The organism is Marinobacter sp. C1S70, assembly GCF_000475355.1.
In the GTDB taxonomy this organism is placed as follows: Bacteria; Pseudomonadota; Gammaproteobacteria; order Pseudomonadales; family Oleiphilaceae; genus Marinobacter; species Marinobacter nauticus.
Map to the genome: position 1 here is coordinate 108604 of NZ_AXBW01000015.1, position 24611 is coordinate 133214.

21 protein-coding genes are annotated in these 24611 nt (G+C 58.3%); 10 read left to right on the plus strand and 11 right to left on the minus strand.

What is annotated here, in order from left to right:
- Nucleotides 1-22: 22 nt before the first annotated feature.
- Nucleotides 23-412, plus strand: a complete 390-nt coding sequence (locus Q669_RS05015; protein ID WP_022991446.1) for a DUF4168 domain-containing protein — start codon at nucleotides 23-25, stop codon at nucleotides 410-412.
- Between the two features lie 155 nt (nucleotides 413-567).
- The gene (gene dctP, locus Q669_RS05020; RefSeq protein ID WP_022991447.1) at nucleotides 568-1629 is read left to right on the plus strand and encodes a TRAP transporter substrate-binding protein DctP; all 1062 of its coding nucleotides are present in this window, start codon (nucleotides 568-570) and stop codon (nucleotides 1627-1629) included.
- 14 nt (nucleotides 1630-1643) lie between these two features.
- Here the strand turns inward: dctP and Q669_RS05025 are convergent, their stop codons facing one another.
- From Q669_RS05025 to Q669_RS05035, 3 genes are read right to left on the minus strand one after another with little or no spacing between them, the layout of a single operon-like run.
- A complete protein-coding gene (locus Q669_RS05025; protein ID WP_022991448.1) occupies nucleotides 1644-2453 on the minus strand; it encodes a mechanosensitive ion channel family protein in 810 nt (269 codons plus the stop codon).
- 11 nt (nucleotides 2454-2464) lie between these two features.
- The gene (locus tag Q669_RS05030) at nucleotides 2465-3676 is read right to left on the minus strand and encodes a hypothetical protein (protein WP_011786275.1); all 1212 of its coding nucleotides are present in this window, start codon (nucleotides 3674-3676) and stop codon (nucleotides 2465-2467) included.
- Nucleotides 3677-3692: 16 nt separating this feature from the next.
- Entirely contained in the window at nucleotides 3693-4535 is an 843-nt protein-coding gene (locus tag Q669_RS05035; protein ID WP_011786276.1) for a 23S rRNA (adenine(2030)-N(6))-methyltransferase RlmJ, read from the minus strand.
- Between the two features lie 169 nt (nucleotides 4536-4704).
- Between Q669_RS05035 and Q669_RS05040 the strand changes: the two genes are divergently transcribed.
- The 5 genes from Q669_RS05040 to Q669_RS05060 all read left to right on the plus strand — a co-directional run bounded on the left by Q669_RS05040 (nucleotide 4705) and on the right by Q669_RS05060 (nucleotide 11094).
- Entirely contained in the window at nucleotides 4705-6000 is a 1296-nt protein-coding gene (locus tag Q669_RS05040; protein ID WP_011786277.1) for an imelysin family protein, read from the plus strand.
- Between the two features lie 139 nt (nucleotides 6001-6139).
- Nucleotides 6140-7549 carry a di-heme oxidoredictase family protein gene (locus tag Q669_RS05045; protein WP_022991450.1) on the plus strand — a complete coding sequence of 470 codons (1410 nt, stop codon included), beginning with the start codon at nucleotides 6140-6142 and terminating at the stop codon, nucleotides 7547-7549.
- A gap of 9 nt (nucleotides 7550-7558) precedes the next feature.
- A complete protein-coding gene (locus Q669_RS05050; protein ID WP_022991451.1) occupies nucleotides 7559-8593 on the plus strand; it encodes an imelysin family protein in 1035 nt (344 codons plus the stop codon).
- Nucleotides 8594-8605: 12 nt separating this feature from the next.
- Nucleotides 8606-9700 carry a DUF1513 domain-containing protein gene (locus Q669_RS05055; protein ID WP_022991452.1) on the plus strand — a complete coding sequence of 365 codons (1095 nt, stop codon included), beginning with the start codon at nucleotides 8606-8608 and terminating at the stop codon, nucleotides 9698-9700.
- Between the two features lie 80 nt (nucleotides 9701-9780).
- The gene (locus tag Q669_RS05060) at nucleotides 9781-11094 is read left to right on the plus strand and encodes an MFS transporter (RefSeq protein WP_011786281.1); all 1314 of its coding nucleotides are present in this window, start codon (nucleotides 9781-9783) and stop codon (nucleotides 11092-11094) included.
- Nucleotides 11095-11109: 15 nt separating this feature from the next.
- On the opposite strand, the gene Q669_RS05065 is transcribed toward Q669_RS05060, so the two are convergent.
- The 5 genes from Q669_RS05065 to Q669_RS05085 all read right to left on the minus strand — a co-directional run bounded on the left by Q669_RS05065 (nucleotide 11110) and on the right by Q669_RS05085 (nucleotide 16258).
- Nucleotides 11110-11478, minus strand: a complete 369-nt coding sequence (locus Q669_RS05065) for a DUF4870 family protein (RefSeq protein WP_022991453.1) — start codon at nucleotides 11476-11478, stop codon at nucleotides 11110-11112.
- 61 nt (nucleotides 11479-11539) lie between these two features.
- Entirely contained in the window at nucleotides 11540-13180 is a 1641-nt protein-coding gene (locus Q669_RS05070; protein WP_022991454.1) for a methyl-accepting chemotaxis protein, read from the minus strand.
- Between the two features lie 237 nt (nucleotides 13181-13417).
- Complete coding sequence (locus Q669_RS05075; protein WP_022991455.1) at nucleotides 13418-15433, minus strand: PhoX family protein; 2016 nt, start codon at nucleotides 15431-15433, stop codon at nucleotides 13418-13420.
- Between the two features lie 179 nt (nucleotides 15434-15612).
- Nucleotides 15613-15927: a hypothetical protein gene (locus Q669_RS05080; protein WP_022991456.1), complete on the minus strand. Its 315-nt coding sequence runs from the start codon at nucleotides 15925-15927 to the stop codon at nucleotides 15613-15615.
- A 79-nt stretch (nucleotides 15928-16006) separates the two neighbouring features.
- Entirely contained in the window at nucleotides 16007-16258 is a 252-nt protein-coding gene (locus tag Q669_RS05085) for a hypothetical protein (RefSeq protein ID WP_014422208.1), read from the minus strand.
- Nucleotides 16259-16439: 181 nt separating this feature from the next.
- Between Q669_RS05085 and Q669_RS05090 the strand changes: the two genes are divergently transcribed.
- Complete coding sequence (locus tag Q669_RS05090) at nucleotides 16440-17744, plus strand: alkane 1-monooxygenase (protein ID WP_022991458.1); 1305 nt, start codon at nucleotides 16440-16442, stop codon at nucleotides 17742-17744.
- Nucleotides 17745-17971: 227 nt separating this feature from the next.
- Here Q669_RS05090 and Q669_RS05095 read toward each other — a convergent pair whose 3' ends face one another.
- Together Q669_RS05095 and Q669_RS05100 are read right to left on the minus strand one after the other, a co-directional pair.
- Nucleotides 17972-18751 carry a crotonase/enoyl-CoA hydratase family protein gene (locus Q669_RS05095; protein WP_022991459.1) on the minus strand — a complete coding sequence of 260 codons (780 nt, stop codon included), beginning with the start codon at nucleotides 18749-18751 and terminating at the stop codon, nucleotides 17972-17974.
- 174 nt (nucleotides 18752-18925) lie between these two features.
- Nucleotides 18926-20728 carry an acyl-CoA dehydrogenase gene (locus Q669_RS05100; protein ID WP_022991460.1) on the minus strand — a complete coding sequence of 601 codons (1803 nt, stop codon included), beginning with the start codon at nucleotides 20726-20728 and terminating at the stop codon, nucleotides 18926-18928.
- Nucleotides 20729-21005: 277 nt separating this feature from the next.
- Here Q669_RS05100 and Q669_RS05105 point away from each other — a divergent pair, with 277 nt between their 5' ends.
- Nucleotides 21006-21998, plus strand: coding sequence for a GlxA family transcriptional regulator (locus Q669_RS05105; protein WP_022991461.1), 993 nt, complete (start codon nucleotides 21006-21008; stop codon nucleotides 21996-21998).
- A 140-nt stretch (nucleotides 21999-22138) separates the two neighbouring features.
- Nucleotides 22139-22303, plus strand: coding sequence for a hypothetical protein (locus tag Q669_RS19695; RefSeq protein ID WP_011786291.1), 165 nt, complete (start codon nucleotides 22139-22141; stop codon nucleotides 22301-22303).
- Between the two features lie 66 nt (nucleotides 22304-22369).
- Here Q669_RS19695 and Q669_RS05110 read toward each other — a convergent pair whose 3' ends face one another.
- The gene (locus Q669_RS05110) at nucleotides 22370-24424 is read right to left on the minus strand and encodes an NADPH-dependent 2,4-dienoyl-CoA reductase (RefSeq protein ID WP_011786292.1); all 2055 of its coding nucleotides are present in this window, start codon (nucleotides 24422-24424) and stop codon (nucleotides 22370-22372) included.
- Nucleotides 24425-24611 lie beyond the last annotated feature (187 nt).

Genomic DNA, 24611 nt, shown 5'->3' on the forward strand with positions numbered 1-24611 from the left:
CATCAAAACCAGGAGTTAAGCTATGAACAAACTGCTTGTATCCCTCACCGCATCTCTGGCCCTGCTGGCAACCGCACCGGTTATGGCACAGCAGGACCCCGCGTCGGCTGAACAAGGCTCTGGCTACAGCAATCCCGCCGCTGCAGGTACCCAAAGCACCAACTACAGCGATGCTGAACTGAAACAGTTCATCGAGGCGCAATCCGGTGTAATGGAAGTCCGCGAGGAATACATCGAGAAGATCGAATCGGCCGACTCTCAGCAGGAGGCCCAGGAGCTGCAGATGGAAGCCAACGACGAGATGGTCTCCGTGATCGAAGACGTGGGTATCGACATCCCCACCTACAACGCCATTGCCACCGCTTACAGCAGTGAGCCAAAGGTACGCAACCGCGTTGACGCTCTGATGTAATTTTCCTGCATCCGGTTCGTCGTCTGGCCCCGCTTCGGCGGGGCTTTTTTGTGGCTGTTCATCAGGCATTTACACATCGGCCTTTTCTCCCCAGTATGTTGTGTTACCTTTTCCCTCTAGACTCAAATGCGCCGGATTCTGGAGCCCTGAATACAATGACCAAACGCCACCCGCTTCTCCGCTTCAGCCTCGTTGCCACTGCGGCAGTGATGCTGCTGACCGGCTGCTCCGACAACGACGACCCGGCAGCCGCGCAGAGTTCGGCGAATGGCAAACCAGAGTATCCGGTCACCTGGCGCTTTGCCCTGGAAGAGATTGAAGGCAGCGTTCAGCATCTTTATGCGCAGCAGTTCCGGGAACAGATTGAAGCGCTGTCCGGTGGCAAGATTGAGGTCGATGTCTTTCCTTATGGCTCTTTGGGCACCTCGGCCCAACTGACAGAACTGACTCGCAACGGCTCAGTCAACCTGGCCTTTGCCTCGCCCGGCCACCTGGCCGATACCGTTCCGGAAACCGGCCTTTTTAATCTTCACTTCCTGCTTCCGGAAGAACAGGAACCGGCCCGTCGCCTTCTGGAGGCGCCCGCGTTTATTTCCGCATTTGAACCGGCCTACCACAACGCTGGCCTGCAACTGCTGGGGTTTGTGCCGGAAGGCTGGATGACCTGGACGGCCAACAGCCCCCTGAGAACCCCCAGTGATTTCCAGGGTTTAAGATTTCGCACCATGACCTCGGAAACCGCGGCGGAAGCCTTCCGAAGCTATGGTGCAGATCCGGTACAGACGCCTTTCTCCCAGGTATACAGCGATCTCCAGCTCGGCAACATCGACGGCCAGAGCAACCCGGTGTTTGCTATTGAGGAAATGGGGTTCCACGAGGTCCAGAACGTTATGACCATGGCCAGGGCCTCACGGTTTATCGCATCTGTTGTAGCCAATGAGGACTGGTTCGCCGGTCTCCCCTCGCAGGAACGGGAATGGCTGCAGGAGACCATTGCACAGTTATCCGAGGAAGCCTGGACCATCCAGGAGGAACTGAACAAGGAGCGGCTGGAGACCATACTGGAACAGGGCGGTATCCGGGTCGTACGGCTGACGGAAGCTGAAAGGGCGGCCTTCCGGGAGGCAAGCCTGCCTGCCAGGGAACGCTTTATCGAACTGACCGGAGACAAAGGCCAGGCGCTGATTCAGCAGGCGATGTCAATTTCGCGCGACTGATCAGCCTCGGCATCTCAGGATTTCTGCGCCTCCAGATAAGGGTAGGAGACCATTCGGACCCCCTCATCACCACAGATCTCCGCAGCTCTTACGGTAAGGTCTGAAATAAAGCGCGCCTGCTCTCTGGGTTCCAGCGGGTAGGCTTTCAACCGATAGCACATACCGGCTTCCCGTGCGGCAACCGTGACCAGCACCGGCTGGTAGGTTTTGGTGAGCGGGCAGGCAAAGATCGCATCCCGGAACAGGCCCAGCATCCGGCCGACATCGTGGTTCGGGTCCAGAAAAACCTCGGCCACGCACATCAGGTTATCCGTGCCGTCATTGCCATTGGCCAGCAGTGTATTCCACAGCAGGCTGTGGGGAATCACAATCACGGTATCATCCAGCGTCACGATTTCTGCGGCCCGGGTACCGATACTCCGCACCTCACCATAGCGACCGTTCACTTCGATCCAGTCACCCGGTCGGTACGGCATTTCATACAGCGTGACGATACCTGCAATGAGGCTGTTGGCGTAATCCTTGAAGGCAAACCCCAGGGCAAGACCCAGGGCACCGAAGATGGCGATCATGTTCTCGACCGAGGGCTCCACCAGAATGGGCACCACCACGATGATGGCCAGAACAATGACCAGAAGCCGGAAAAGAGGAACGGATGCGAGAAGGTACAGCCTCGGTTTTCCCGATAGTTTCGCAGCCAGTACCGGAACTGCTTTCTGAACCATCAGAATCAGCAACGAAGCCGCAACAATGACCGCCAGGGCTTCCAGCAAAGCCTCGGAGGTAATTGAAGACAGCGCGTCCTTGATACCGAAATCGCCCATAACCGTTTCTCCTAGAAGCTGTCCACCGGATACCCTTTGGATTGCAGATACCGCCGGACGGCCGGATACGCCAATGCCTGCACCCGAAAGATGCCTTCCTGCTCATCGCCGGTCACTACGTCGGCTCGTTCCAGCCGGGACAGCGCTATCCGCAGTTCCTCGCCAGGCAACCCCGAAGTCAGCTCCAGCTGCCCCAGGCTCAGGCCGCCATGCATCAACAACGCATGCAGCAGGTAGCCGGACTGCCGGGCTGAACTCTGGGGCACGGCAGGCAAACTCAGCTGATCCAGCGGCGCCACCCAACACTGGCGGCCATCTTGATGTGCATCCTCTTCCCCTTGCTGCTGCGTCTCGTCCTCGGGCCGTGCCCGAAGAGTTCGGCGCCAGATAGCCAGGGCAACGCCCGGATTTCCCCGAGCCAAAGTGGCCAGATCCCGGGTAAACAGGCTGTATTTTCGCTCGTCGTCCCCGGTTGGCGCCGGCAGTACATACAGGCCATCCTGGGTCATTCTCGCCGTCAGTGGTCCTTGCGGGCGCTCCCCCGCCAGATGTCCAAGCCAGTTGGTAAGACGATCCCCCGACAAAGGGCTGGGAGTCAATGGCGCCAGGTGGAGCTCTGGCAGGTACTGAGTCCAGAACTGCCAACACCAGCTGGAACAGCCAATGATGCCCTCACCCACTTTATCCCGCGCCAGGCGCGCGAATAATTCACGCAGCAAGCCAAGACCGGACCGGTGTCGCAGCCAGAAATCTGCCAGTTCCGGTATTACCCAGTCATCGTCCTGAAGCTGGTGATCCCACCAGCCGGTAATGTCTCTTTCAGGCATTAACAGATTGTCCGGCGGGGCGATCACCCGCCGACCCGAGGCCCCCAAAGCTTCGGCAATACCTGAGAATGGTGGTGCCACCAGAAAACTGGCCTTGCGTGACTGCCCGCCTGACCGGCGCAACTGTTCCAGCGCGTTCAATAAAGCCCGGGCAAGTTCTTCACGATCCGGTACCGGGGCATAGTCCTGAATCTGGCGTTCCGACAGGGTAGGCAAATCATCCAGACTTCTGAACGCCTGTTCGTCGGGATGAATGCCTGCTTTTAACTGATCCAGAATATCCCGGAGACCACTGCGAATGGTTCTGCGGACGGAGGTCTCCGGAACCCGCCATTGCTCCAGAGGAATCAGCCCGCCAGGCAGGCATGGGTGATCAGCTTGGTTGTTGTCTGTCAAAGGAGATACTCCGGGCCTATTCAGGCACCAGCCAATCCATGGAAGGCGACAGACCGAGCCGATCGGGGCCGGTCAGATCCGACATCATGGCCGCAAAACGTTCATCGAACCCCCAGGGCGGGTTCACAATCAGCATCCCGGAACCCACCATGCCCCGTTCGGGCGGCTGATCCAGCATAACCTCGCACTGAAGAATCTTGCGCACCGAACCGGACGCCCTCAGCGAATCCATCAGCTGTTGCTCCAGGCCACTGGTTAACAGGGGATACCAGATAAGATAGACGCCATGGCGGCATTTTTTCCACGCGTCCATCAATGTCCGGGCTACGGCCTCATAATCGGTTTTGATTTCGTAAGAAGGATCAATCAGCGCCAACAGTCGCGGCTGTGCCGGCGGCAAGCATTTCAGGAGCCCTTTCAGGCCATCCTCATGGCGCACCTTCACCCCCACTTCATCCGCCCACTGAGCCAGCTGACGCTCTTCAGAAGGGTGCAGCTCGAAAGCGGTGACGGAATCACCCGGACGGCAAAATTCCGCAAACCATGCCGGTGAGCCCGGATACGTCCGTAGCGGCCCATTGCCTGGGTTGTACCGCGCCAATACCTCCAGAACCGGCTGCCAGTCGCCGGTGGCCAGTTGCTCCCGGATCCGCCACAAGGCCTGAACACCAGCATCAGCTTCGCCGGTTTTTCTTGCCCGCTCGCTGCCCAAATCGTAACGGGCGCTGCCCGCGTGGGTGTCAAAACAGGCTATGGCAGATTTCTTGGATTGCATCATGGCCAGCACCAGTGACAGTGCAGCATGCTTCTGAACATCGGCAAAGTTGCCGGCGTGGAAGGCGTGAAGATAACTCAGCATAAAAGGCTCCCGGAATCAGGAGCCCATTAAGCCGCAGTCACCTTGACCACGCAAGCGGCCCAACAATCACCTATATCAAAAACCCCTTGCTATGTAGGGTTTCCAAACCCATAATCTGAACGCTAATATTTCTTATTTACAAAAAGACCTCATCAACATGGAGTTTGAAATGAAAAACCTGTTTCGCCCAGCCCCATTGGCACTGACCATTGCCACAGCCCTTACCGCGGGCTGCGCAAACGCGCCCTGGTCCGCCGAGCAAAGTGCGCAGGCCACCAAAGCATCGGTGGTAACCCATTACGCCGATCTGGCCCATGCCACCTACGAGGATGCCCTGATTACTGCGCGTGCGCTGGACGAGGCTACTGACCGTCTGATTGCCAACCCCACCGAAGCCAACCTCAAAGCGGCAAAAGAAGCCTGGCTGGCCTCACGGGTTCCTTACCAGCAGTCAGAGGTTTTCCGCTTCGGCAATGCCATCGTGGATGACTGGGAAGGCCAATTGAACGCCTGGCCACTGGACGAAGGCCTGATCGACTACGTCAAAGCCGACGACTACCAGCACGAACTCGGTAATGCCGGTGCAACCGCCAACATCGTTGCCAGCAACAGCATTAACGTCGGCGGGGAAACTCTGGATGTGGCAACACTCACCCCCGAACTGCTGGCTGACCTGAACGAAGTGGGCGGTTCCGAAGCCAACGTAGCCACCGGATACCATGCGGTCGAATTCCTGCTGTGGGGCCAGGATCTGCACGGTTTTGAAGGTGGCGCAGGCGAGCGCCCGGTTACTGACTACGCCAAAGGCAACGACTGCACCAACGGCAACTGTGAGCGCCGTGCCCAGTACCTGGATGCCGTGACTGATCTGCTGGTCGATGATCTGGAGTGGATGGTTGCCCAGTGGGCCCCGGGCACCTCAGACAACTACCGTTCCCAGCTGACGTCCGCAAACGCCGACGAGGGCATCCAGAAAATGCTGTTCGGTATGGGTTCCCTGTCCCTCGGCGAGCTGGCCGGTGAGCGCATGAAAGTTGCCCTGGAAGCCAACTCCTATGAGGACGAACACGACTGCTTCAGCGATAACACCCACAACTCGCACTACTACAACGGCCAGGGCATCCAGAACGTGTATACCGGCACCTATCGTCGCGTAGATGGCTCTGTGGTTTCAGGCCCGTCCCTGTCTGATCTGGTTGAGCAGACCAACCCGGAGCTGGATGCTCGCCTGAACCGTCAGTTGGACGCATCAATGGAAGCCTTGGCGCTCATGAAAGCCCGCGCCGAAAGCAGCCAGAACCCGATGGCCTTTGACACCATGATCGCCCCGGGCAACGCGGAAGGCACCCGCATTATCAACGGTGCTATCATGGCCCTGGTTGAGCAGACCGGCTCTATCGAGCAGGCTGCACGGCAACTGGGCATTCAAGCCCTGTCCCCGGACGACGCCGGCCATTCATTCTGATTGATCCGGTTGCAGTAAGCGGATACCGGGAGATAGAAACTCCCGGTATCCTGCTAACAAGAACAAGCCATGGAAAACCCTCCTTTATGCCCGAAGGTCGATTTTCCATGGCTTCTTCCATTCTGAAACGCGAGTAGTTATGAAACGAGCACTCATCTTCTGTCTGTTGCCGCTGGCCTTCAGCACTCAACCCCTGATTGCAGAGACTCACGCTGGTTACCCGATACAAACTACACCGGCCACAGGCGGTGAAGGCACGGTCAATCAGGCCGACACCAACGCCTACTCGCTGCCCCAGGGCAACCTGTCCATGACCAAACGCCTGGATTTCAGCGTTGGCAACAGTTTCTTCCGCAATCCCTGGGTGGAAGCACCGGCCAGCACCGATGCCCGGGACGGCCTGGGCCCCCTGTTCAATACCAACTCCTGCCAGGGTTGTCACATCAAGGATGGCCGTGGACACCCGCCCGGCGTTGATGAACCGCCTGTCTCCCTGTTCCTGCGGCTGGCAGTACCCGCCGATCCGGTCAAGGATGCAGAACTCCTGCGCAAGCACGGTTTCAAACCCGCACCGGTCTACGGCAGTCAATTGCAGACTGCGGCCCTGCCGGCCGCAAAACCGGAAGCGGATCTGGTGATTGACTGGGAGCCAGTTCAGGAAATACTTGGGGATGGAACGGTGGTTGAACTGCGCAAACCGGAATATCGCATCGAGAACCCCAACTATGGTCCTATGCCGGCAAATTTGCTGGTCTCTCCCCGGGTGGCACCACAAATGATCGGCATGGGACTGCTGGAAGCCATCCCTATTGCCGATCTTGAGGCATTGGCCGATCCGGAAGATACCGACAACAACGGGATTTCCGGCAAGCTTAATCAGGTGTGGGATGTCGCCAGCCAGCAAACGCTGCCGGGCCGGTTTGGCTGGAAAGCCGCGGAACCGGATGTGCACCAGCAAAGCATGGGCGCCTTCGCCGGCGATATGGGCCTGACATCGTCCATCAAACCCACCACCGACTGCACCCCGGAACAACAGTGCGAACGGTTTACTCACGGTGGTGAGCCCGAAGTGAGCGACAAGGTCGCCGACTTTGTCACCTTCTACGCCAAGAGTCTGGCGGTACCTGCCCGTCGGGATCTGGGCGCTGAATCCGTGCAGAAAGGCGCCAGGCTGTTCAATGAAACCGGCTGTGCCGGTTGCCACACCCCGAAATACCAGACCGGAGAAGTGGCCGACCGCCCGGATCTGAGCAACCAGACCATCTGGCCCTACACCGACCTGTTACTGCACGACATGGGCCCGGCCCTGGCAGACGGCCGGGACGAGTTCCTCGCTGACGGCAACGAGTGGCGCACGCCACCGCTTTGGGGCATCGGCCTGGCCCAGGTGGTTAACCCCCAGTCCGGTTTTCTGCATGACGGGCGCGCCCGCACGCTGGAAGAAGCCATTCTCTGGCACGGTGGCGAAGCCCGGCCGGCAGCTGACCGCTATCGTCAGATGGCCGAGTCGGAGCGCAGCGCCCTGATCGATTTTCTGAATTCACTCTGAGGATCCACTATGCAACCGATCACCAGACTGTTCTTCGCCTCCGCCCTGCTTGTCTGCACTACGGCGGCACTCGGGGCCAACGCCGATACCCAGGCCCGCGAACAGTGGCATGGCGCAATTCAAAACGGCTACGAATCGCTGGCAACCAAAACCGAACAACTGGCATCGGCGGCGGTCGGCTACTGCAACGCACCGACGTCCGACAGCCGACCGGCCCTGAACGATGCCTGGCTCGATGCCTTCCTGGCCTGGCAGCGGGTCCGCTTTGTTGACTTCGGCCCGGTGGAGAACAACAACCTGTCCTGGCAATTCCAGTTCTGGCCGGACCCGAAAAACCTGGTCGCTCGCAAGGCCCGGTATCTGCTTGGCACCGAAGCCCCCGTTAACACCGAGGTGATCAACCAATCCGGGGTGGCGGTTCAGGGCTTTCCCATGGCCGAATACCTGCTGTTCGACGAGCAACTCAACAGTGGGGAGAACGCCCTGCCCGCAGCCAAAAACTGTGAGGTGCTCTCGGCGGTCACCCGGCATATGGCACGTAATGCCCGGGGGCTCGCAGACAGCTGGGCGAGTTTCAAACAACACTATCTGGACACCGGGCCATACCGCGACACCACCATCAAAGCCGGCATGACGGCGCTTGAAATACTGGAAGAGCGCCGGCTGGCGCAGCCCATGGGGCTAAGGGGCAATGGCAAACGCAATCCTTACATCACCGATGCCTGGCGCAGTGGCCAGAGTCTGATGGCGGTGGAAGCAACAGTGGCAGGGCTCGAGAAATTCTACCTTCCCGGACTGATCACCTTACTGAAAACCGACGGCGAGGCCGAACTGGCAGAGCGCATTCAGAGGCAGTTTGAGGAAGTGGCTGACAACTTTCCGGAAGCCCATGGTGCCATGGCAACGCTCATGGAGAGTGATGAGCGGTTCCGCATTCTGCAAGGGCTCTTTGTGGATGTTTCCCAGCTTTCAACGCTGATCAATGACGAAGCCGCCGTGGCACTTGGCGTAGTGCGTGGCTTCAACTCAAGTGACGGCGACTGAACAGGTATACCCATGCTCATCCATCGCAGAACCCTGATCAAAGCCACCGTCGCCGGAGGCATGGCCGCCACCTTCACCGGCTGCTCGTTGCTCCCCCGCAAAACCGGCCCACAGCCCGAACGCTATGCCGGCGCGGTTGGCCTGCCGGATGGACGCTTTGGCGTGAGTGCCTTTGATCGATCCGGCAACGTTCAGTGGCAGGCGCCGGTAGACACCCGATGCCACAGCGGCTGTAACCGGCCCGGCCGAAAAGATACTCTGTTTTTTGAGCGCCGACCGGGCTGGTCGTTCTATGTTTTCGATGCAGAAACCGGGCAACGCAGACACCGCATTATGGCCCCGGAAGGCGAACACTTTGTCGGCCACGGCGTGTTCTCACCTGATGGCCGGTGGCTCTACGCCACGGCCAGCCGCTACCAGCCCGGCGAAGGCATTGTCGCCGTCTACGATGCCGAGCAGGACTATAAACGGGTGGACACCTTTGAACTGGCCGGCATCGGGCCCCATGAGCTTACCCTGCATCCGGACGGCAACACTCTGGTCATCGGCCTGGGCGGCATTCTGACCCACCCTGATTACGACCGCATCAAACTCAATCTGGATACCATGCAACCGGCCCTGATTCTGATGGACCGCCGGTCCGGCCAGATCGTTGGCCGCTTTACCCCTGCCCACCACCAGCAGAGCTCCCGCCACGTCAGCGTCAGTACCGAAGGCAAAGTCTATGTTGCCTACCAGTACCAGGGCCCCCTCTACGAGAGACCTCCGCTGTTGGCGCGCATAGAAGATGGGCAACTCCGGGAATATCGCTTTGACCCGGAAACCCAGGCCGCTCTCGGCAACTACATCGCCAGCGTGGTGGCCCATCCTGAAAACGACCTGATCGCCGCCGCTTCCCCCGTGGGCGGCACCGCTATTGTCTTCCGCGGCAAGACCGGGGAGCTGGTTGCCAAAGCCCGCATCACTGACTGCGCCGGCATTCAGACTCTGGCAGGAGGCGATTTCCTGGTGTCCTCGGGACAGGGCCGACTGGTGCAACTGAGCGCCGGACAACCTGCGAAAGACATCGCGCGGCTACCGGTACAGTGGGACCACCACCTGGTCTGACCGGCACCGCTGGTCCTCCCGCTTAAGCACACCCGAGCTAACTGGTATGCTTGGCAAACATTTTTCCGGAGGACGGCCCTTTGCCAGCAACCAAACCCGACACCATCGACCAGCTCTACGGACTGATTGCCAACGAAGAGGACGCACGGGTCTGTAAAGACATCCCGGAGGAAGCCTGTCGGGAAGTACCCCGAAACTTCTTCCTGATTCTGTTCAGCAATGTGCTCACCAAACTCGGCGACTTGCTGATCAGCCCCAAGACCGTGCTGGCCTGGCTGATGAGTGCCGTTGGCGCACCGGCTCTGGTAGCCTGGTTGGTGCCTATCCGGGAATCCGGCTCCATGGTGCCGCAGATGGTGATCGCCGCCTGGGTGCGTCGCAAGGCGGTGCGCAAATGGTTCTGGACCCTGGGCAGTTTCGGGCAGGCCGTCAGCGTGGCTGCGATGGCGGCAAGCGTGTGGTTTCTTGAAGGCTATGCGGCCGGTGGCGGCATTGTCGCGGCGCTTATTGTGTTTTCACTGGCCCGGGGATTCTGCTCGGTCTCCATGAAAGACGTTCAGGGCAAGTGTATCCCCAAAACCCGCCGGGGCCGGCTGTCTGGGCTGGCAACCACCATTGGTGGCACCGCCACGGTGGTGCTCACAGGACTGCTGTTCTGGGATCGGGGCGACCCCAGCATTGCGTTCTACACCACATTGCTGCTCCTGGCAGCTACGCTGTGGGTGATTGCCGGGGTTCTGTTTGCCAATGTGGAAGAGTATGCCGGGGAAACAGGGGGCGGTGGCAACGCGATCAACGAGGCTTTTAAAAGTCTGTCGCTGCTACGGGACGATGCGCCCTTCAGGCATTTTGTCATCACTCGTGCACTGCTTTTGTGTTCGGCTCTGGCGTCTCCCTATTTCGTGGTGCTCGCCCAACAGGAATCCGATATTGGCTGGATGCTGGGCGTCTTTCTGCTCGCCAGCAGTCTGGCCAGCTCCCTGAGCGCCAGCTTCTGGGGTTGGGCCGCCGACACCTCCAGCCGCCGAGTGATGATTCGGGGTGCCGCCATGGCCAGCTCGGTCTGCCTGGTGGTTGGTGTTCTGGCACTGGTGCTGGGCCCCGGGTTTGGCGGTGCCTGGTTCTATCCGGTCGCGTTTTTTGTGCTGAGTATTGCCCATGCCGGCGTGCGCCTGGGGCGCAAAACCTATCTGGTGGATATGGCCGGAGGCAACAAACGGACAGACTACACAGCGGTCAGCAATACCGTTATCGGTGTGTTGCTGCTGGTAACCGGGGGGTTCACAGCCGCCATTTCCATGATTTCGGACGTGGCGGTGATTCTGGTATTGGGACTGATGGGGCTGGCGGGCATGCTGAGCGCATTACGCCTTGAAGAAGTGACGGAAGACTGAGCCATCAAGACCCCGTTAAATCGGGGTCTTGCCATCGTTCAGGGCCAGGGCACCTTTGACAATTCGGTAGATCACCCAGATCGCAATACCCAGCAGAATAAACCAGCCCACAATCAGCATGGTGGTAATCACCCCGATGACTGTCCACAGCAAACCAATCCAGAAGGTGCGGATCTGCCAGCGGAAATGGGGCTCTATCCAGGTACCACGGACATCATCCAGTTTGACGTAGTTGATGATCACGCCCACCAGTGCCGTCAGCCCCCCCAGGAAAAAAGACAACGCCTGCAGGATGTAAACCACCACCGCCAGATTCCTCGCAGAGCTGGGCTCCTGTGATTGCTGACCGTCAGGTTTTGCGGGGATATACTCGGTTTCGGACACAGGTGTTCTCCTTGTTACGTCCCTGGCAGTCTATCACAGCCTTGGCTGGAGCCCAGTGCGATCAATTCCCCGCCGGCCGATACCCAACCCGGAAACCGCCCCAGTGCTTACCGTTCACATAGATGGGCACCGACAGGTCGTGCATGATCTCACCGGTGTCCCGGCGATAGGTCTGGAGCAGCATGCTTTCGGTATGACTCCCGCAGCGTATGCCAGTGCGGTCATTGAACAGTCGCTTGCTGCGGCTTTTCACCAGGTCGACTTCCGGATTACCACTCGGCGGGTGGGCAAAATCCTTGTTATGGGTAGGCACATAACCGTCCGGCGCGCAGGCGATGGAGAACACAATGGCCTCATGGGATTTCTTGATGGGCTCCTGTATTGCCGGAAACATCTGGTCAGTAAACCGATCGAAGCTGCTGGAATACTGTTGGGGCTGGGTGTTGGCAATCGGTGTTCGCTTTTTGTCAAACAGCGCCGCTTCACTCAAACGGCCCTCTCGAATTGCCGCCTCAAACAACTGGCCAATCTGCTGCGCCCCTTCCAGTGCTTTCTCATAAAACGGCCGGTGGTAGCTTTCGCTGCTGTTCAGCGCAAAGGCAGCATTCGCCTTCTCCGCCAGCTCCATCAACGTGGAAGCCTGGTCCGCCAGCGATGCCACACTGGTATCACTTTCGGATATATGGTCACGGACAGACTCAATAGCCGAAAACACCTGGGCCAGACTCTGCTCGTTGTTCTGGTCAATCTCGGCAATACGGGCAACCTGCTGCTGAACCCGGTCGGATTGATCCCGAATCTGATCCAGCTGGCCGCCAACGCTCTCTACAGATGCTAGCCCGTCTTCCACGGTTTTCGCCAGAGATTCAATGCGGGACACAATCTTGGTTGTGTCATTCTGAATTTCGTCGAGGGTGTCCGCCACTTCACTGGTGGCCTGGGCAGTGCGCCCGGCCAACTGCCGGACTTCATCGGCCACCACCGCAAACCCGCGGCCCTGTTCACCGGCTCGGGCCGCCTCAATGGCGGCATTCAGTGCCAAAAGATTAGTCTGCTCGGCGATACCCTGAATGGTGGACGTCACGCCCTGGATCTTGCCGGATTTTTCGTGCAGGGCCTGAATCAACCTGAGGTTCTCTTCCGACTGTTGATGCACCAGGCGCACATTTTCAATGGCCGACACCAATGACTGACGCCCCTCCACGCTGACTTCGCGATTCTGCAATGCCATGGTGGCGGCGTTGGTGGCCTGTTCCGATGATTCCCGAACCGATTCCGTGATCTGGCCGGCGTAGTCGGCCATCTGAGCGGTTTCTTCAACCTGTCGGTCCAGGCGCTGCTTCACCTGATCCGCCGCAAACGAGACTTCGGCGGCCGAGATGGCATTCTTGTCGGCACTGGCCGAGAGCGTTTCAACCAGGGCCTTGCCAGCCCGGGCATCGGCCAGAAGCTGCGCACATTGAGCCCGCAACGGGTGGTTATCAGCCAGGGAGCCATCATTCAGGCCGTTAATCCCACGCTCTATTGGTTCCAGCACCCTCAATATCAGATAGCCGGCCGCGGCGGCGAGACCAACCAGGAGTCCGATCAACAGAGACGCGGCATCGAGCCCCATCATCGGAGCCACCAGAATGCAGGCAATACCGAGCGCAACAGCAATGCCCACCCCCCATAAAATTGCAGTGCGATCGAGTAAACCCATGGTGCCCTCATCTTTGTCATTGCTAACGCAAGCATGTTGTTATTGCAGGCCATCCCTGAGGTTAAAGAAATGATATAGGTTAATAACTCCTACTTTAGTGGACTAAAGATACCACTATTGCAGGGCCCAAGGAGTTTATCGGCATCTGGAAGGAAATCTGAAATACAGAAGAGAAAAGCCCGGGCGGAACGAGTCCGCCCGGGCTTTTTGGCAGCGCCTGACAACCGTTATGGCTGATCAGGCACCGATAACGCCACCATCATCGCGGGTTACGATAACCGTTGCATCACGCGGACGCGGATCGTTAGCATCCGGCCAGTTTGCTTCCGGGTGCTGGATATTGACGAACATGGTCTTCACATCCGGTGTGGAGACAACGCCTGTAACCTCACAGCCAACCGGCCCAACGAAGAAACGCTTGATCTCGCGGGTTTCCGGGTTGGCCGCCAGCATCATGTTGTTCTGATAAGGTGCTGCATCGGAGCCGTCGGTCTGAATCCAAAGGCGGCCGTTATAATCGAACCAGAGGCCATCCGGACTGTTGAAGATGTTGTCATCAGTCAGAGATACGATAACCTGGTCGTCAACCACGGTTTCCGTGCCCTGCTCACCGGCGAACACGAAGATATCCCAGTCAAAGCTGGTCGCAGTGTGATCGTTGCCGTCTTCGCTCCAGCGAATAATATGACCGGTGCGGTTGTTGGCATTCGGGTTTGCAGCGTTAACCTGCTCCTCCGTCCGGCGGGAGTTATTGGTCAGCGTAAAGTAAACCTGACCGGAATTCGGATCTACAGCCCCCCACTCCGGGCGATCCATCGGGGTCGCACCTGCGATGTCGGCAGCCAGGCGAGTGTTCAACAAAACATCAGCCTGATTCTCAAAACCGTCAAACTGAACGTTGCCAACCATTTCGCCCTGGGCCGCAGCCACTTTGGCAGCAAAATCCGCATCGTTCAGATCCAGCGCCAGCCAGTCGCCTGAGCCATCGTCGTTAAAGCGAGCCACGTAGAGCGTGCCCTCGTCCAGGAGGTAGCCACCGGCCGTTGCAGCGTAGTAGGGCTTTGAGGAGACAAATTTGTAGATGTACTCGAAACGGGAATCATCACCGGAATAACATACGACCGGCTCACCTTCCTTAACCGGCGCAAAAATCACACCCTCGTGACCAAAGCGGCCCAGCGCGGTTCGTTTCTGTGGTTTGCTCTCTGGAGTAAACGGATCAATTTCCACCATGAAACCATAGGTATTGGCCTCATTCCGGTAATCATCCGCCGCCGACGCACCCGTCGGGGTAACATCAAAGCGCACGTATTGATCCGCACCGCTGTCAGCCAACTCCCAGTCGTAGCGGCTTGAATCGCCGACGCCATGGCGGGTCTGCTCCCGGGGCTGCGTTGCATCGCTATTAGCGAAGTACCCGTGCCAGTTTTCCTCAGCCGCAAGGTAAGTTCCCCACGGCGTCGGGCCCATCGCGCAGTTGTTCAGAGTACCGCGGGTTTCCGTTGCATCCGGACTGTATTTGGTGACCAGTTTGTCGTAACCACGCACCGGACCACGGATATCCATTTCGGTATTACCCGTAACCCGGCGATTAAACGGACTCCCGAAAACAATATCCCACTTGCCGTTGTTGTCGCGTTTGATATGAACCACAGACACACCGTGCGCGGCGATTTCCTTGCGCACTTCATCGGCCGGACGCATACCGTTGATGTAGGTAGCCCCGTTGGCATGCAAAGCGCCTTGATTGATGTACTCATGGTTCATCACCAACAGACCTTCGCTGGAGCTGTTACCACCGGTTTTCAGATCAATCGGGAAAAAGTGCACGCCGTCATGATGCATGCCCATTTGCTGCTCTTGCTCTTCTCCGGTATTGGTGCCATCCGGCTTATAGGCCGGGTAAGACCCGGTAATTGGCGTGCCCCAGGGAAGAAACGCTTCAGAGGAGTATCCCTCGGGAACAACGACCTGATTCGCGGTTGAAGTAGGGACAGCCTTGAAACCCAGTTCAGTGCTGGATGTGTTTCCACCGGTAGTACCGCCATCGTTGTCACTATCACTGTCACTGCCACAACCGGCAAGCCCCAACCCCATAACGCTGGCCAGAGCGGCGCCTACGCTACCTTTCATGACGGTACGACGCTGCATTCTGGCAGACAGTACCTGATGGAACGGGGTGTTTTCGGAATGATTGACGACTGGCTCGTAGTTCGGGTCCAGGTAATTCGGATCAAGATCGTGCTTGGCCATGGTTTGCCTCTCTCGGATTGGTGGACAAGTCCTTTATTTCGAGAGGCAAGTGTCGGCAAGTAATGTGACAGGACGTAAACAGATTTAAGTCAGAATGTTGAACGTTCGATGACAACCGGCGAGGCAGAAACAGAAACGGGGCCAAAAGGCCCCGCAACCGCGCGATGCAACTCAGCTGATCACTGAGTCATTTCGTCGTAGCCTTCTTCCATGGAGTCCGCTGCTTCTTCCATGGCGTCACCCGCTTCATCCGCGGCTTCTTCAATCTCGTCGCCGGCGTTTTCGGCACCTTCCTGCATTTCACCAATCACGCCTTCATCCTGACCCGTGGCTTCTTCCCAGGTTTCTTCGGTGGCGTTAGCGGCGTCGTCCATCATTTCCTCGGCATTTTCACCCGCTTCTTCAAAATCCGCGCCTTCATCGCTCTCGGAGCTGCAGGCAGAAAGTCCAAGCGTGGCAACCAGTGCGAGTGCGCTCAAGGTAAACTTGTTCATAACATGTCCCTCTGTCGGTATATGTGTACAACGCCAACAGAGTAGAGGCAGCCCGCGGTCAATAGCAATTACCGGGCGATTACCCTTTCGTTAACCGCTCACCGTCGATCATGATGATGTGGTCCGCTGAGACCACCTGTCCTTTTCCCAGCACCACGAAATCCCGCCCGGCCCGGCTAAGCACTTCCCGGATAACGCCGTGAACCACGCAGACCTGCCCATTCGGGTCCTGATAGATGATTTCTGCCAGCTTCATGGCGCGCGCGTATTCCTGGAGCCGGTGCTGCAACGTCCAGGACATAGTGGCCGGAGATGGATTTATGGCACTCATTCGACGCTTCCCTGTTTTTTTTGTTTCCAAAAGTCTGGACCACAAGCTCTGGATTCGCCAGCTGGAGCCTGATTGTCATTAGAGGCCAGTTCGCTTAACCAGACTCTCTTACTTGTTGTATTGCAAGATTGTCCGACATAAATTGAACAAACAAACACAACGAGTTCCACGGAGAGCCCATATGAACGCCAAAGTGAAATCCTCGCTCGACACGCACCAGGTCGCCGCGCCCCGGAAAACCGGGACATCGGATTCAAAAGACACCGCCACCAAGGCCGAGACCTGGAAAGATCCCAAGCGCTATATGTGGCTGTTGGGGCCTGCGCTTCCAGGCATTGGCCTTGCCGCTCTGACTGGCTACGCCCTGGCACCGAAACGACTGAAGGCTCTGGCCTGGACCGGGCCGGCACTGGTGCACGGCATTATTCCGGCACTGGACCGGGCGATTGGTGAAGACAAGAGCAATCCTCCTGAATCGGCGGTAAAGACCTTGGAGCAGGACAAGTATTACGACCGTATTGTGAAGGCGTTTATCCCCACCCAGTACGCCATGACCTTCATGGGCGCCTGGCTGGCCAGCCGGAAAAACACACCACTTGAGGACAAGATCGGCCTGACCCTGACCGTAGGCGCCATCAACGGGGTAGGCATCAACACCGCCCATGAGCTGGGCCACAAGTCCAATAAACTGAACAAACTGATGGCCATGGCCGCCTTGGCCCCCACCGCCTACACCCACTTTGTGGTGGAACATAATTTTGGTCATCACAAGCGGGTAGCCACACCGGAGGACCCCGCCAGCAGCCGAATGGGCGAGAGTTTCTGGAAGTTCCTGCCCCGAACCGTGTTCGGCGGCATCAAGTCGTCGATCAAGATCGAAAAGGCACGCCTGGAACGCAAGGGTAAGAGCTTCTGGAGTCTTGATAACGAACTGCTACAGGGTTGGGCCATGACGGCCGGGTTCTTTGGCGCCACGACGCTGGTCTGCGGCCCGAGGGCGGTGCCGTTCCTGGCGGCGCAGGCGGTTTATGGCGCGAGTCTGTTGGAGAGTGTGAATTACATCGAGCACTATGGTCTGTTGCGGCAGAAGGACAAGAATGGCAAGTATGAGCGCACGAAGCCGGAACACAGCTGGAACAGCAATCACATTGTGACCAACCTGTTCCTGTATCAGTTGCAACGGCATTCTGACCACCACGCCCATCCGACAAGGAGCTTCCAGGCCTTGCGCCATTTTGAAAAGGCGCCCCAGTTGCCGGGAGGGTACGCATCGATGCTGTTGCCGGCCTACCTGCCCCAGTGGTGGTACGAGACGATGGATAAGCGGGTGATTGACCACTATGAAGGGGATCTGTCGAAGATCAACTGGGATCCTGATCGCAAGGAGGAGTTGATGGCCAAGTATGCGGACTATGCTGCGAAAGTGGCAGCGGAGGCTGCGGCTCGGGGGGCTTCTGGTTCTTCTTCGGAGTCTGAGGCAGCCTGAGTCCGGGAGTTATGTTTCGGCCCTAGCCTTCGGGTTAGGTGCCGGCGGCGGGTTGGGGCCACCCTTCCGGGAGACGCCGTGAACCCATCCATGGGGGCTTGAGCGCAGCATCCCTGCTGCGCACACTCCCGGAAGGGTGGCCCCAACCCGCCGCTTTCGCTTCCGTGGGATAGTCGCTGATTCGACGATTCGCTAAGGACTAAATCTCGATTAACAGGGCAATCCTGCTACTTGCCTTTGAACACCGCCTCTCTTCTCTCCAGGAATGACTGGATTCCTTCTTTGACATCTTCGCTGGCCATGACCGGGCGTAGTTCCGGGAACAGACGTTCCTTGGCCGCTTCCTGGCCTTCGGACACGGCAATCTTGGACGATTTCAGGCTGCCCTGAACGCCTAACGGAGCCGCTCTGGCAATCTTCTCGGCGATTTCCATGGCTTTGTTGAGCTGTTCGCCGGGTTCCACCAGTTCCTGAATCAGGCCCCACAGGTAAGCCTGTTCCGCAGTCCATTCATCACCAGTGAGCAGGTAGCGCTGGGCGTTGCCCCAACCGATTTCGCGCTGCAGGCGAATGGTGGCGCCACCGCAGGCGAAGATGCCGCGTTTCACTTCCAGCTGAGCGAAGCGGGTGCCTTTCGCGGCCACGCGGATGTCGGTGTTGAGCATCATCTCGACACCACAGGTGAAGCAGATGCCCTGGGCGGCGAATACCACGGGTTTGGTGAGGCTATCGCCGGTAATATCGAAGGGGTCGAGTTCGCCTTCGCCGGGTTCAATGCCTTTACCGTTGGCGAACACGCCGGCCCAGTCATCCAGTTGCAGGCCGCTGGTGAAGTGGTCACCTTCAGCGTACATCACGGCCACGCGCAGCTCCGGATCGTTCTGGAGCTGGTAATAGGCGGCAGCGATTTCGTGGTACATGGCCCGGTTCATGGCGTTCATTTTTTCCGGGCGATTCAGTCCGATCAGCAAAACATGATTTTTCTTATCAACATTTACCAGAGCCATTGCGCTTTCCTTTCATGTTTTCTTGTCAACAGGCTATGCCCATATACGGGCTCAATCTGCCGGGATCGCTTTCAGGGACCGTCTGTGGCCATGGATGGCCACAGTCGAGCGCACATGGATGTGCTTGTAGCGTGTCCCTGAAAGCGATCCCGGCAGATTGGGCCTACTCCAAACTCAGAACCAATCAGCCTTCATATTCAGACACGTATCATCCTGATTCCGCAGCAGCACCAGATCCTGAGCCACGGTGGGTAATTCCCAGTGGAAGAAGTACTGGGCGGCCTGCAGTTTGCCCTGGTAGAAGTTGCGTTCGCTGTCGCTGTTGGCAGAGGCCAGAGCGTTAGCTGACGCATTAGCCTGCCGCAACCACATCCAGGCGACGATGATGTGGCCGAACAGGTGAAGGTAGCAGCTGGCATTGGCCAGGGTTTTGTCGACTTCGCCGCCCATCAGGGATTTGCCCAGGCTCTGGGTGACCTTCACCGCCTGCTGCAGGGTTTCGCTGAGGGACAACGCCCACTGCTGGCAGCGCTCGGTGGTGGCCGCCTGCAGGTCTACCTGCATTTCCTGCATCAGCAACTGCAGGCCGTGGCTCTGGTCCTGCCAGATTTTACGGCCCAGCAGGTCCAGAGCCTGGATACCGTTGGTGCCTTCGTGGATGGGGTTCAGGCGGTTGTCGCGCCAGCATTGTTCTACCGGGTATTCACGGGTGTAACCGGCGCCGCCGTAGACCTGGATTGCCAGATCGTTGGCTTTCGGACCGTATTCCGAGGGCCAGGCTTTGATCACCGGGGTAAGCAAATCCAACAGCTTGCCGGCTTCCATTCGTTTCTGCTCATCCGGGTGGGTGTGCTGATCATCCATCAGGCGGGCGCCGTAGAGGCAGAGAGCCAGGCCGCCTTCGCTGTAGGCCTTCTGAGCCAGCAGCATGCGGCGTACGTCCGCGTGGTCGATGATGGGTACTTGCGGGCTTTCCGGATTCTTTTCGCTGGCCTTGCGGCCCTGCAGGCGGTCCTTGGCGTATTCCAGGCTGTGCATGTAGCCCCGATAGCCAATCACAGCGGCGCCAAAGCCAACGCCGATGCGGGCTTCGTTCATCATCTGGAACATGTACTTCAGGCCCTGATGGGGTTCACCTACCAGGTAGCCGTGGCAGGGGGCATCATCGCCGAAGCTCAGGGCAGTACTGGTAGTGCCGCGATAGCCGAGTTTGTGGATCAGGCCGGCGAGGCTGACGCCGTTGCGGTCGCCCGGATTGCCGTTCTCGTCCACATGGAATTTCGGGACGATGAACAGGGAGATGCCTTTTACGCCCGCCGGTGCGCCTTTGATTTTCGCCAGCACCATGTGAACGATATTTTCGGTGATGCTCTGCTCGCCACCAGAGATGTAGATTTTGGCGCCTTTGATCAGGTAGTGGCCGTCGTCGGTGGGCGTGGCGGAGGTGCGGATGTCTGCCAGGCTGGAGCCGGCGTGGGGCTCGGTCAGGGCCATGGTTCCGCTATAGCGGCCGCTGAGCATATTGGGCAGGAATTTGGCCTTCTGTTCTTCGTTGCCGAATACACGAATCAGGTTGGCGGCGGCGGTGGTCAGAAACGGGTAGCCAGCGGTGCCCGGGTTGGCGGCGGTGAAGAAGCCGTTGCAGGCCGCCATGACGGATTCCGGCAATTGCATGCCGCCGAGGTCGTAGTCGTATCGGCCAGCTAGGAAGCCGGCTTCGGCGTAGGCATCGAAGGCCTGTTTGACGTCCGGGAGCATTTCTACCTGGCCGTTGACGAATTTGGGTTCGTCTTTGTCGGCAGCACTGTTGTGGTTGGCGAATTTTTCTTTCGCCATTTTGTCGGCCGTTTCGATGACGGCGTCAAAGGTTTCTTTGCTGTGTTCGCTGAAGCGCTCGCGCTGGATGAGGGATTCGGTGTCCATCACCTCATAAAGTTGGAAGGCAAGGTCGCGGCGGTCGATCAGGGTGTCGGTCATTCTTGGTCTCCTGTTGATTGGTCATAGCGTCTCATAACGGCTATGGTTGTTGGAATTGTCATTTCTGACTTATTCTTGGTTGAATCCGCCACAACCTAGTGGTGACTGACGCCCGGCAGGAGGTGTGGGGGAGCTTTCCGGGAGACGCCGTGAACCCATCCATGGGGGCTTGAGCGCAGCTTCCCTGCTGCGCACACTCCCTGAAAGCTCCCCCACACCTCCCGCCTACTTCAGCATCGGCTGATCAAGCTTCACACAACCACGGAGCATTCCTGCATTGAAAACCGTCACCATCATCGGCTTTAATGGGGCTCTGGGCAGCGCCATCACCGGTATGATCGACCTGTTTCGCCTGGCCGGGGTGACCTGGGCCCGAATTCATGGCGAGCAGCCGACGGCATGGTTCAGAACCCGGCTGCTGACCGAGGATGGCGAGCCCTGCCGATGCATCAATGGCGTGACCCTGTTGGCGGATGGTTCCTGGCAGGATATTGACGAACTGGGTGCCGATGACCTGCTGATTATTCCGACCATTGGTGCACCCATTGATGAAGTTCTGCAAACCAACCCCCTCCTGATTCAGTGGCTTTCAAAGTTTCAGACTGCGACGCCCGGCGATGTTCGGGTGGCCAGTAACTGTACCGGCGCGTTTTTGTTGGCGGCGGCGGGGTTACTGGACGGTCGGGAGGCCACCACACACTGGGGGTTTGGTGAACAGTTCAGACGGCAGTTTCCGGCTGTAAATCTCCATGCCGACAAGCTGGTCACGGTTGATGGCCCCGTAGCCTGCGCCGGGGGTGGTATGGCCTGGTGGGATCTGGGGGTGTATCTGGTTGAGCGGCTGGCAGGTGCGCAGGTGGCCCGGGAGTTGGCGAAGGCGTTTGTGATTGACGCCGGGCGCACGAGCCAGGCTCCCTATAGCGTGCTGCAGGCCAAGCGATACCATTCAGACAAGGTGATTCACCAGGTTCAGGATTGGCTAGAGGCGCATTTCAAAGAGCCGGTTTCATTGCCAGAGCTTTCCAGCTTCGCCGGGTTGTCCGAAAGGTCGCTGTTACGTCGGTTCCGGCAGGCGACAGGGGATTCACCGTCCAGCTATCTGCAGCTACTCCGTGTGGAGGAGGCTCGCAGGCTACTCGAATCCTCAACGGGAGGGCTTGAGTCGGTCACCCGGGCAGTCGGATACGAGGATGTGAGCTCGTTCAGCCGGCTGTTTCGTCGGCATACGAAGCTTTCACCGGGCGCCTATCGGGCGAAATTCGGCCGATAGTATGGTGTTACAGGTCACAATTCAGTCTTTGGTAGTGTTTCTGTGGCGCGGGTTATGCATCAAACTGTCTTGTAGGCGATTTTTTGCCGCTGTACGTAAATAATCTTGACAGTATTAACCCTTCGGGGGAGGTCGTTTCCATGAACGCACCGTTGAAGCAGAGCCGGGCCGATGTACTTAACCGGCTATACGATATGAAGCGCAAGCAGCTCGCGCAGGCCAGTCAGCAGGGTAACAGCCTGCGTTGCCAGGTATTGGAAGCCGAAGCAGAGGCGATTTCCAATGCCCTGAAAACCGTTCGATAGCCATTTATCCAGACAACAGCTATCGAACGCCACTTCCGGTCAACTGATGACGTAGCAGGTCACTTTTTAAATGGCTGCCGCGATTTCGGTTCCCTGACGGATGGCCCTTTTGGCATCCAGCTCTTCCGCCACATCAGCACCGCCAATGAGGTGCGCTTTCACGCCTTTATCAGCAAGCTGGTCGAACAGTTCCCGATAGCTTTCCTGTCCCGCGCAGATGATCACGTTGTCCACGGCCAGAACTCTGGTCTCGCCGGTCTTTCCGTCCTTGTCGGTCAGGGTAATATGCAGGCCTTGATCGTCGATTCGATCGTAACGGCAACCCCGGAGCATTTCGACGTCCCGATGCTTGAGGCTGCTTCGGTGCACCCAGCCTGAGGTTTTGCCCAGGCCGCCGCCGACTTTGCCGGTTTTACGCTGCATCAGATAGATCTTGCGGGGCGATGGGGTCTGCGCCCGTTCAGCCAGGCCGCCGGGGCCCTCAAACGTGGGATTCACCCCCCATTCCGCCTGCCATTCAGCCACACTCACCTGTTCGCCTTCCGGGTGCTTGCCAAAGTCGTGAGTCAGGAATTCACTGACATCAAAACCGATACCACCAGCCCCGATCACAGCCACCGACTTGCCCACCGGTTTGTTGTGGCGTAGTACATCCAGGTACCCAAGCACTTTCGGATGGTCGATGCCTTCAATCTTCGGTGTTCGTGGTTTGACGCCGGTGGCGATGATCACGTCGTCAAAGCCCTGTTCGATCAGCTCGTCGGCCCCCACACGGGTTTCGAGCCGCAGGTCGATTTCCAGCAGATCAATCTGACGCTGAAAATAGCGCAGGGTTTCGTAGAACTCTTCCTTGCCCGGAATACGTTTGGCGTAATTGAACTGGCCGCCAATTTTGTCGTCAGCTTCAAACAGGGTCACCTTGTGCCCCCGTTTTGCCGCCGTGGTGGCTGCTGCCAGGCCAGCGGGACCGGCGCCGACCACCGCTACGCGCCTGACGACAGGCGCTACCGTAAGCACCAGTTCGGTCTCGTGGCAGGCCCGGGGGTTTACAAGACAGGAGGCGCGCTTGGCCTGGAACACATGGTCCAGACACGCCTGATTGCAGGCGATACAGGTATTGATCTCGTCGCCGCGCCCCTGTTCCGCCTTGCGGACAAACTCGCTGTCGGCCAGCAGCGGGCGTGCCATGGACACCATGTCAGCCTTACCGGCAGCAAGGATTTCCTCGCCTTTTTCAGGCGTATTGATACGGTTGGTGGTACACACCGGGATGTCCACCTCGCCATAGAACTTGGCTGTCACATCCGCAAAGCCGCCGCGGGGTACCGAGGTCACGATGGTGGGAACGCGGGCTTCGTGCCAGCCAATACCCGTGTTGATAATGGTTGCACCGGCTTTCTCGATGGCCTTGCCCAGAGTGACGATCTGCTCCCAGGTCTGGCCGCCTTCCACCAGATCCAGCATGGACAGGCGGTAAATAATGATGAATTCCGGCCCGACCGCCTCACGCATGCGGCGAACGATCTCCACCGGCAAGCGCATTCGGTTTTCGTAGGGCCCACCCCACTTGTCGGTTCGCTTGTTGGTGCGTTCACACAGGAACTGGTTGATAAAATAACCTTCGGAGCCCATCACCTCAACGCCGTCGTAGCCGGCGAATTTAGCCAGCTTGGCGGCATTCACGAAGTCATTGATCTGCCGTTCCACACCTTTTGTTGAGAGGGCTCTGGCCTTGAACGGACTGATCGGTGCCTTGGTGGCCGAGGCCGACACAATCAGCGGCTGATAACCATAACGACCGGCGTGCAGCAATTGCAGGCAGATTTTTCCGCCCGCTTCATGCACGGCCCCGGTCACATGACGATGCAGCAAAGCAGTCGCACGGTTATTCATCGTAGACGCCAGCGGGGCCAGCTGCCCCACCAGGTTGGGAGAAAAGCCACCGGTTACCATGAGCCCGACGCCACCTTCCGCCCGTTCGGCAAAATACCGGGCGAACTTGTGGATATTCCAGAAACGGTCTTCGAGGCCGGTATGCATCGACCCCATCAGCACCCGGTTCTTGAGCTCAGTGAACCCCAGATCAAGCGGTTTCAGCAGGTTGGGATAGGCGTTGGTCATGGCGCACTCTCATCGAATATTTATCGGGAGTATACACTTGATCAATGGCAAGTTGACTTGACCTGACCGACGGGCCACGTATCATCGCATTTCAAGTTTGACTGACGGAGCAACCATGACCGCAAGGTCCTTCGGCTGCATTAGAATCACCCGCCCACCCGTTACCGCTGACATCGCGCGGCATCGG

Coding starts and splice junctions, on each gene's coding strand:
- Q669_RS05090 (WP_022991458.1), top strand. CDS start 16,440: ATGAACGCCAAAGTGAAATCCTCGCTCGACACGCACCAGGTCGCCGCG.
- Q669_RS05040 (WP_011786277.1), top strand. CDS start 4,705: ATGAAAAACCTGTTTCGCCCAGCCCCATTGGCACTGACCATTGCCACA.
- Q669_RS05035 (WP_011786276.1), bottom strand. CDS start 4,535: ATGCTGAGTTATCTTCACGCCTTCCACGCCGGCAACTTTGCCGATGTT.
- Q669_RS05100 (WP_022991460.1), bottom strand. CDS start 20,728: ATGACCGACACCCTGATCGACCGCCGCGACCTTGCCTTCCAACTTTAT.
- Q669_RS05045 (WP_022991450.1), top strand. CDS start 6,140: ATGAAACGAGCACTCATCTTCTGTCTGTTGCCGCTGGCCTTCAGCACT.
- Q669_RS05050 (WP_022991451.1), top strand. CDS start 7,559: ATGCAACCGATCACCAGACTGTTCTTCGCCTCCGCCCTGCTTGTCTGC.
- Q669_RS05110 (WP_011786292.1), bottom strand. CDS start 24,424: ATGACCAACGCCTATCCCAACCTGCTGAAACCGCTTGATCTGGGGTTC.
- Q669_RS05095 (WP_022991459.1), bottom strand. CDS start 18,751: ATGGCTCTGGTAAATGTTGATAAGAAAAATCATGTTTTGCTGATCGGA.
- dctP (WP_022991447.1), top strand. CDS start 568: ATGACCAAACGCCACCCGCTTCTCCGCTTCAGCCTCGTTGCCACTGCG.
- Q669_RS05055 (WP_022991452.1), top strand. CDS start 8,606: ATGCTCATCCATCGCAGAACCCTGATCAAAGCCACCGTCGCCGGAGGC.
- Q669_RS05080 (WP_022991456.1), bottom strand. CDS start 15,927: ATGAACAAGTTTACCTTGAGCGCACTCGCACTGGTTGCCACGCTTGGA.
- Q669_RS05070 (WP_022991454.1), bottom strand. CDS start 13,180: ATGGGTTTACTCGATCGCACTGCAATTTTATGGGGGGTGGGCATTGCT.
- Q669_RS05025 (WP_022991448.1), bottom strand. CDS start 2,453: ATGGGCGATTTCGGTATCAAGGACGCGCTGTCTTCAATTACCTCCGAG.
- Q669_RS19695 (WP_011786291.1), top strand. CDS start 22,139: ATGAACGCACCGTTGAAGCAGAGCCGGGCCGATGTACTTAACCGGCTA.
- Q669_RS05085 (WP_014422208.1), bottom strand. CDS start 16,258: ATGAGTGCCATAAATCCATCTCCGGCCACTATGTCCTGGACGTTGCAG.
- Q669_RS05015 (WP_022991446.1), top strand. CDS start 23: ATGAACAAACTGCTTGTATCCCTCACCGCATCTCTGGCCCTGCTGGCA.
- Q669_RS05075 (WP_022991455.1), bottom strand. CDS start 15,433: ATGGCCAAGCACGATCTTGATCCGAATTACCTGGACCCGAACTACGAG.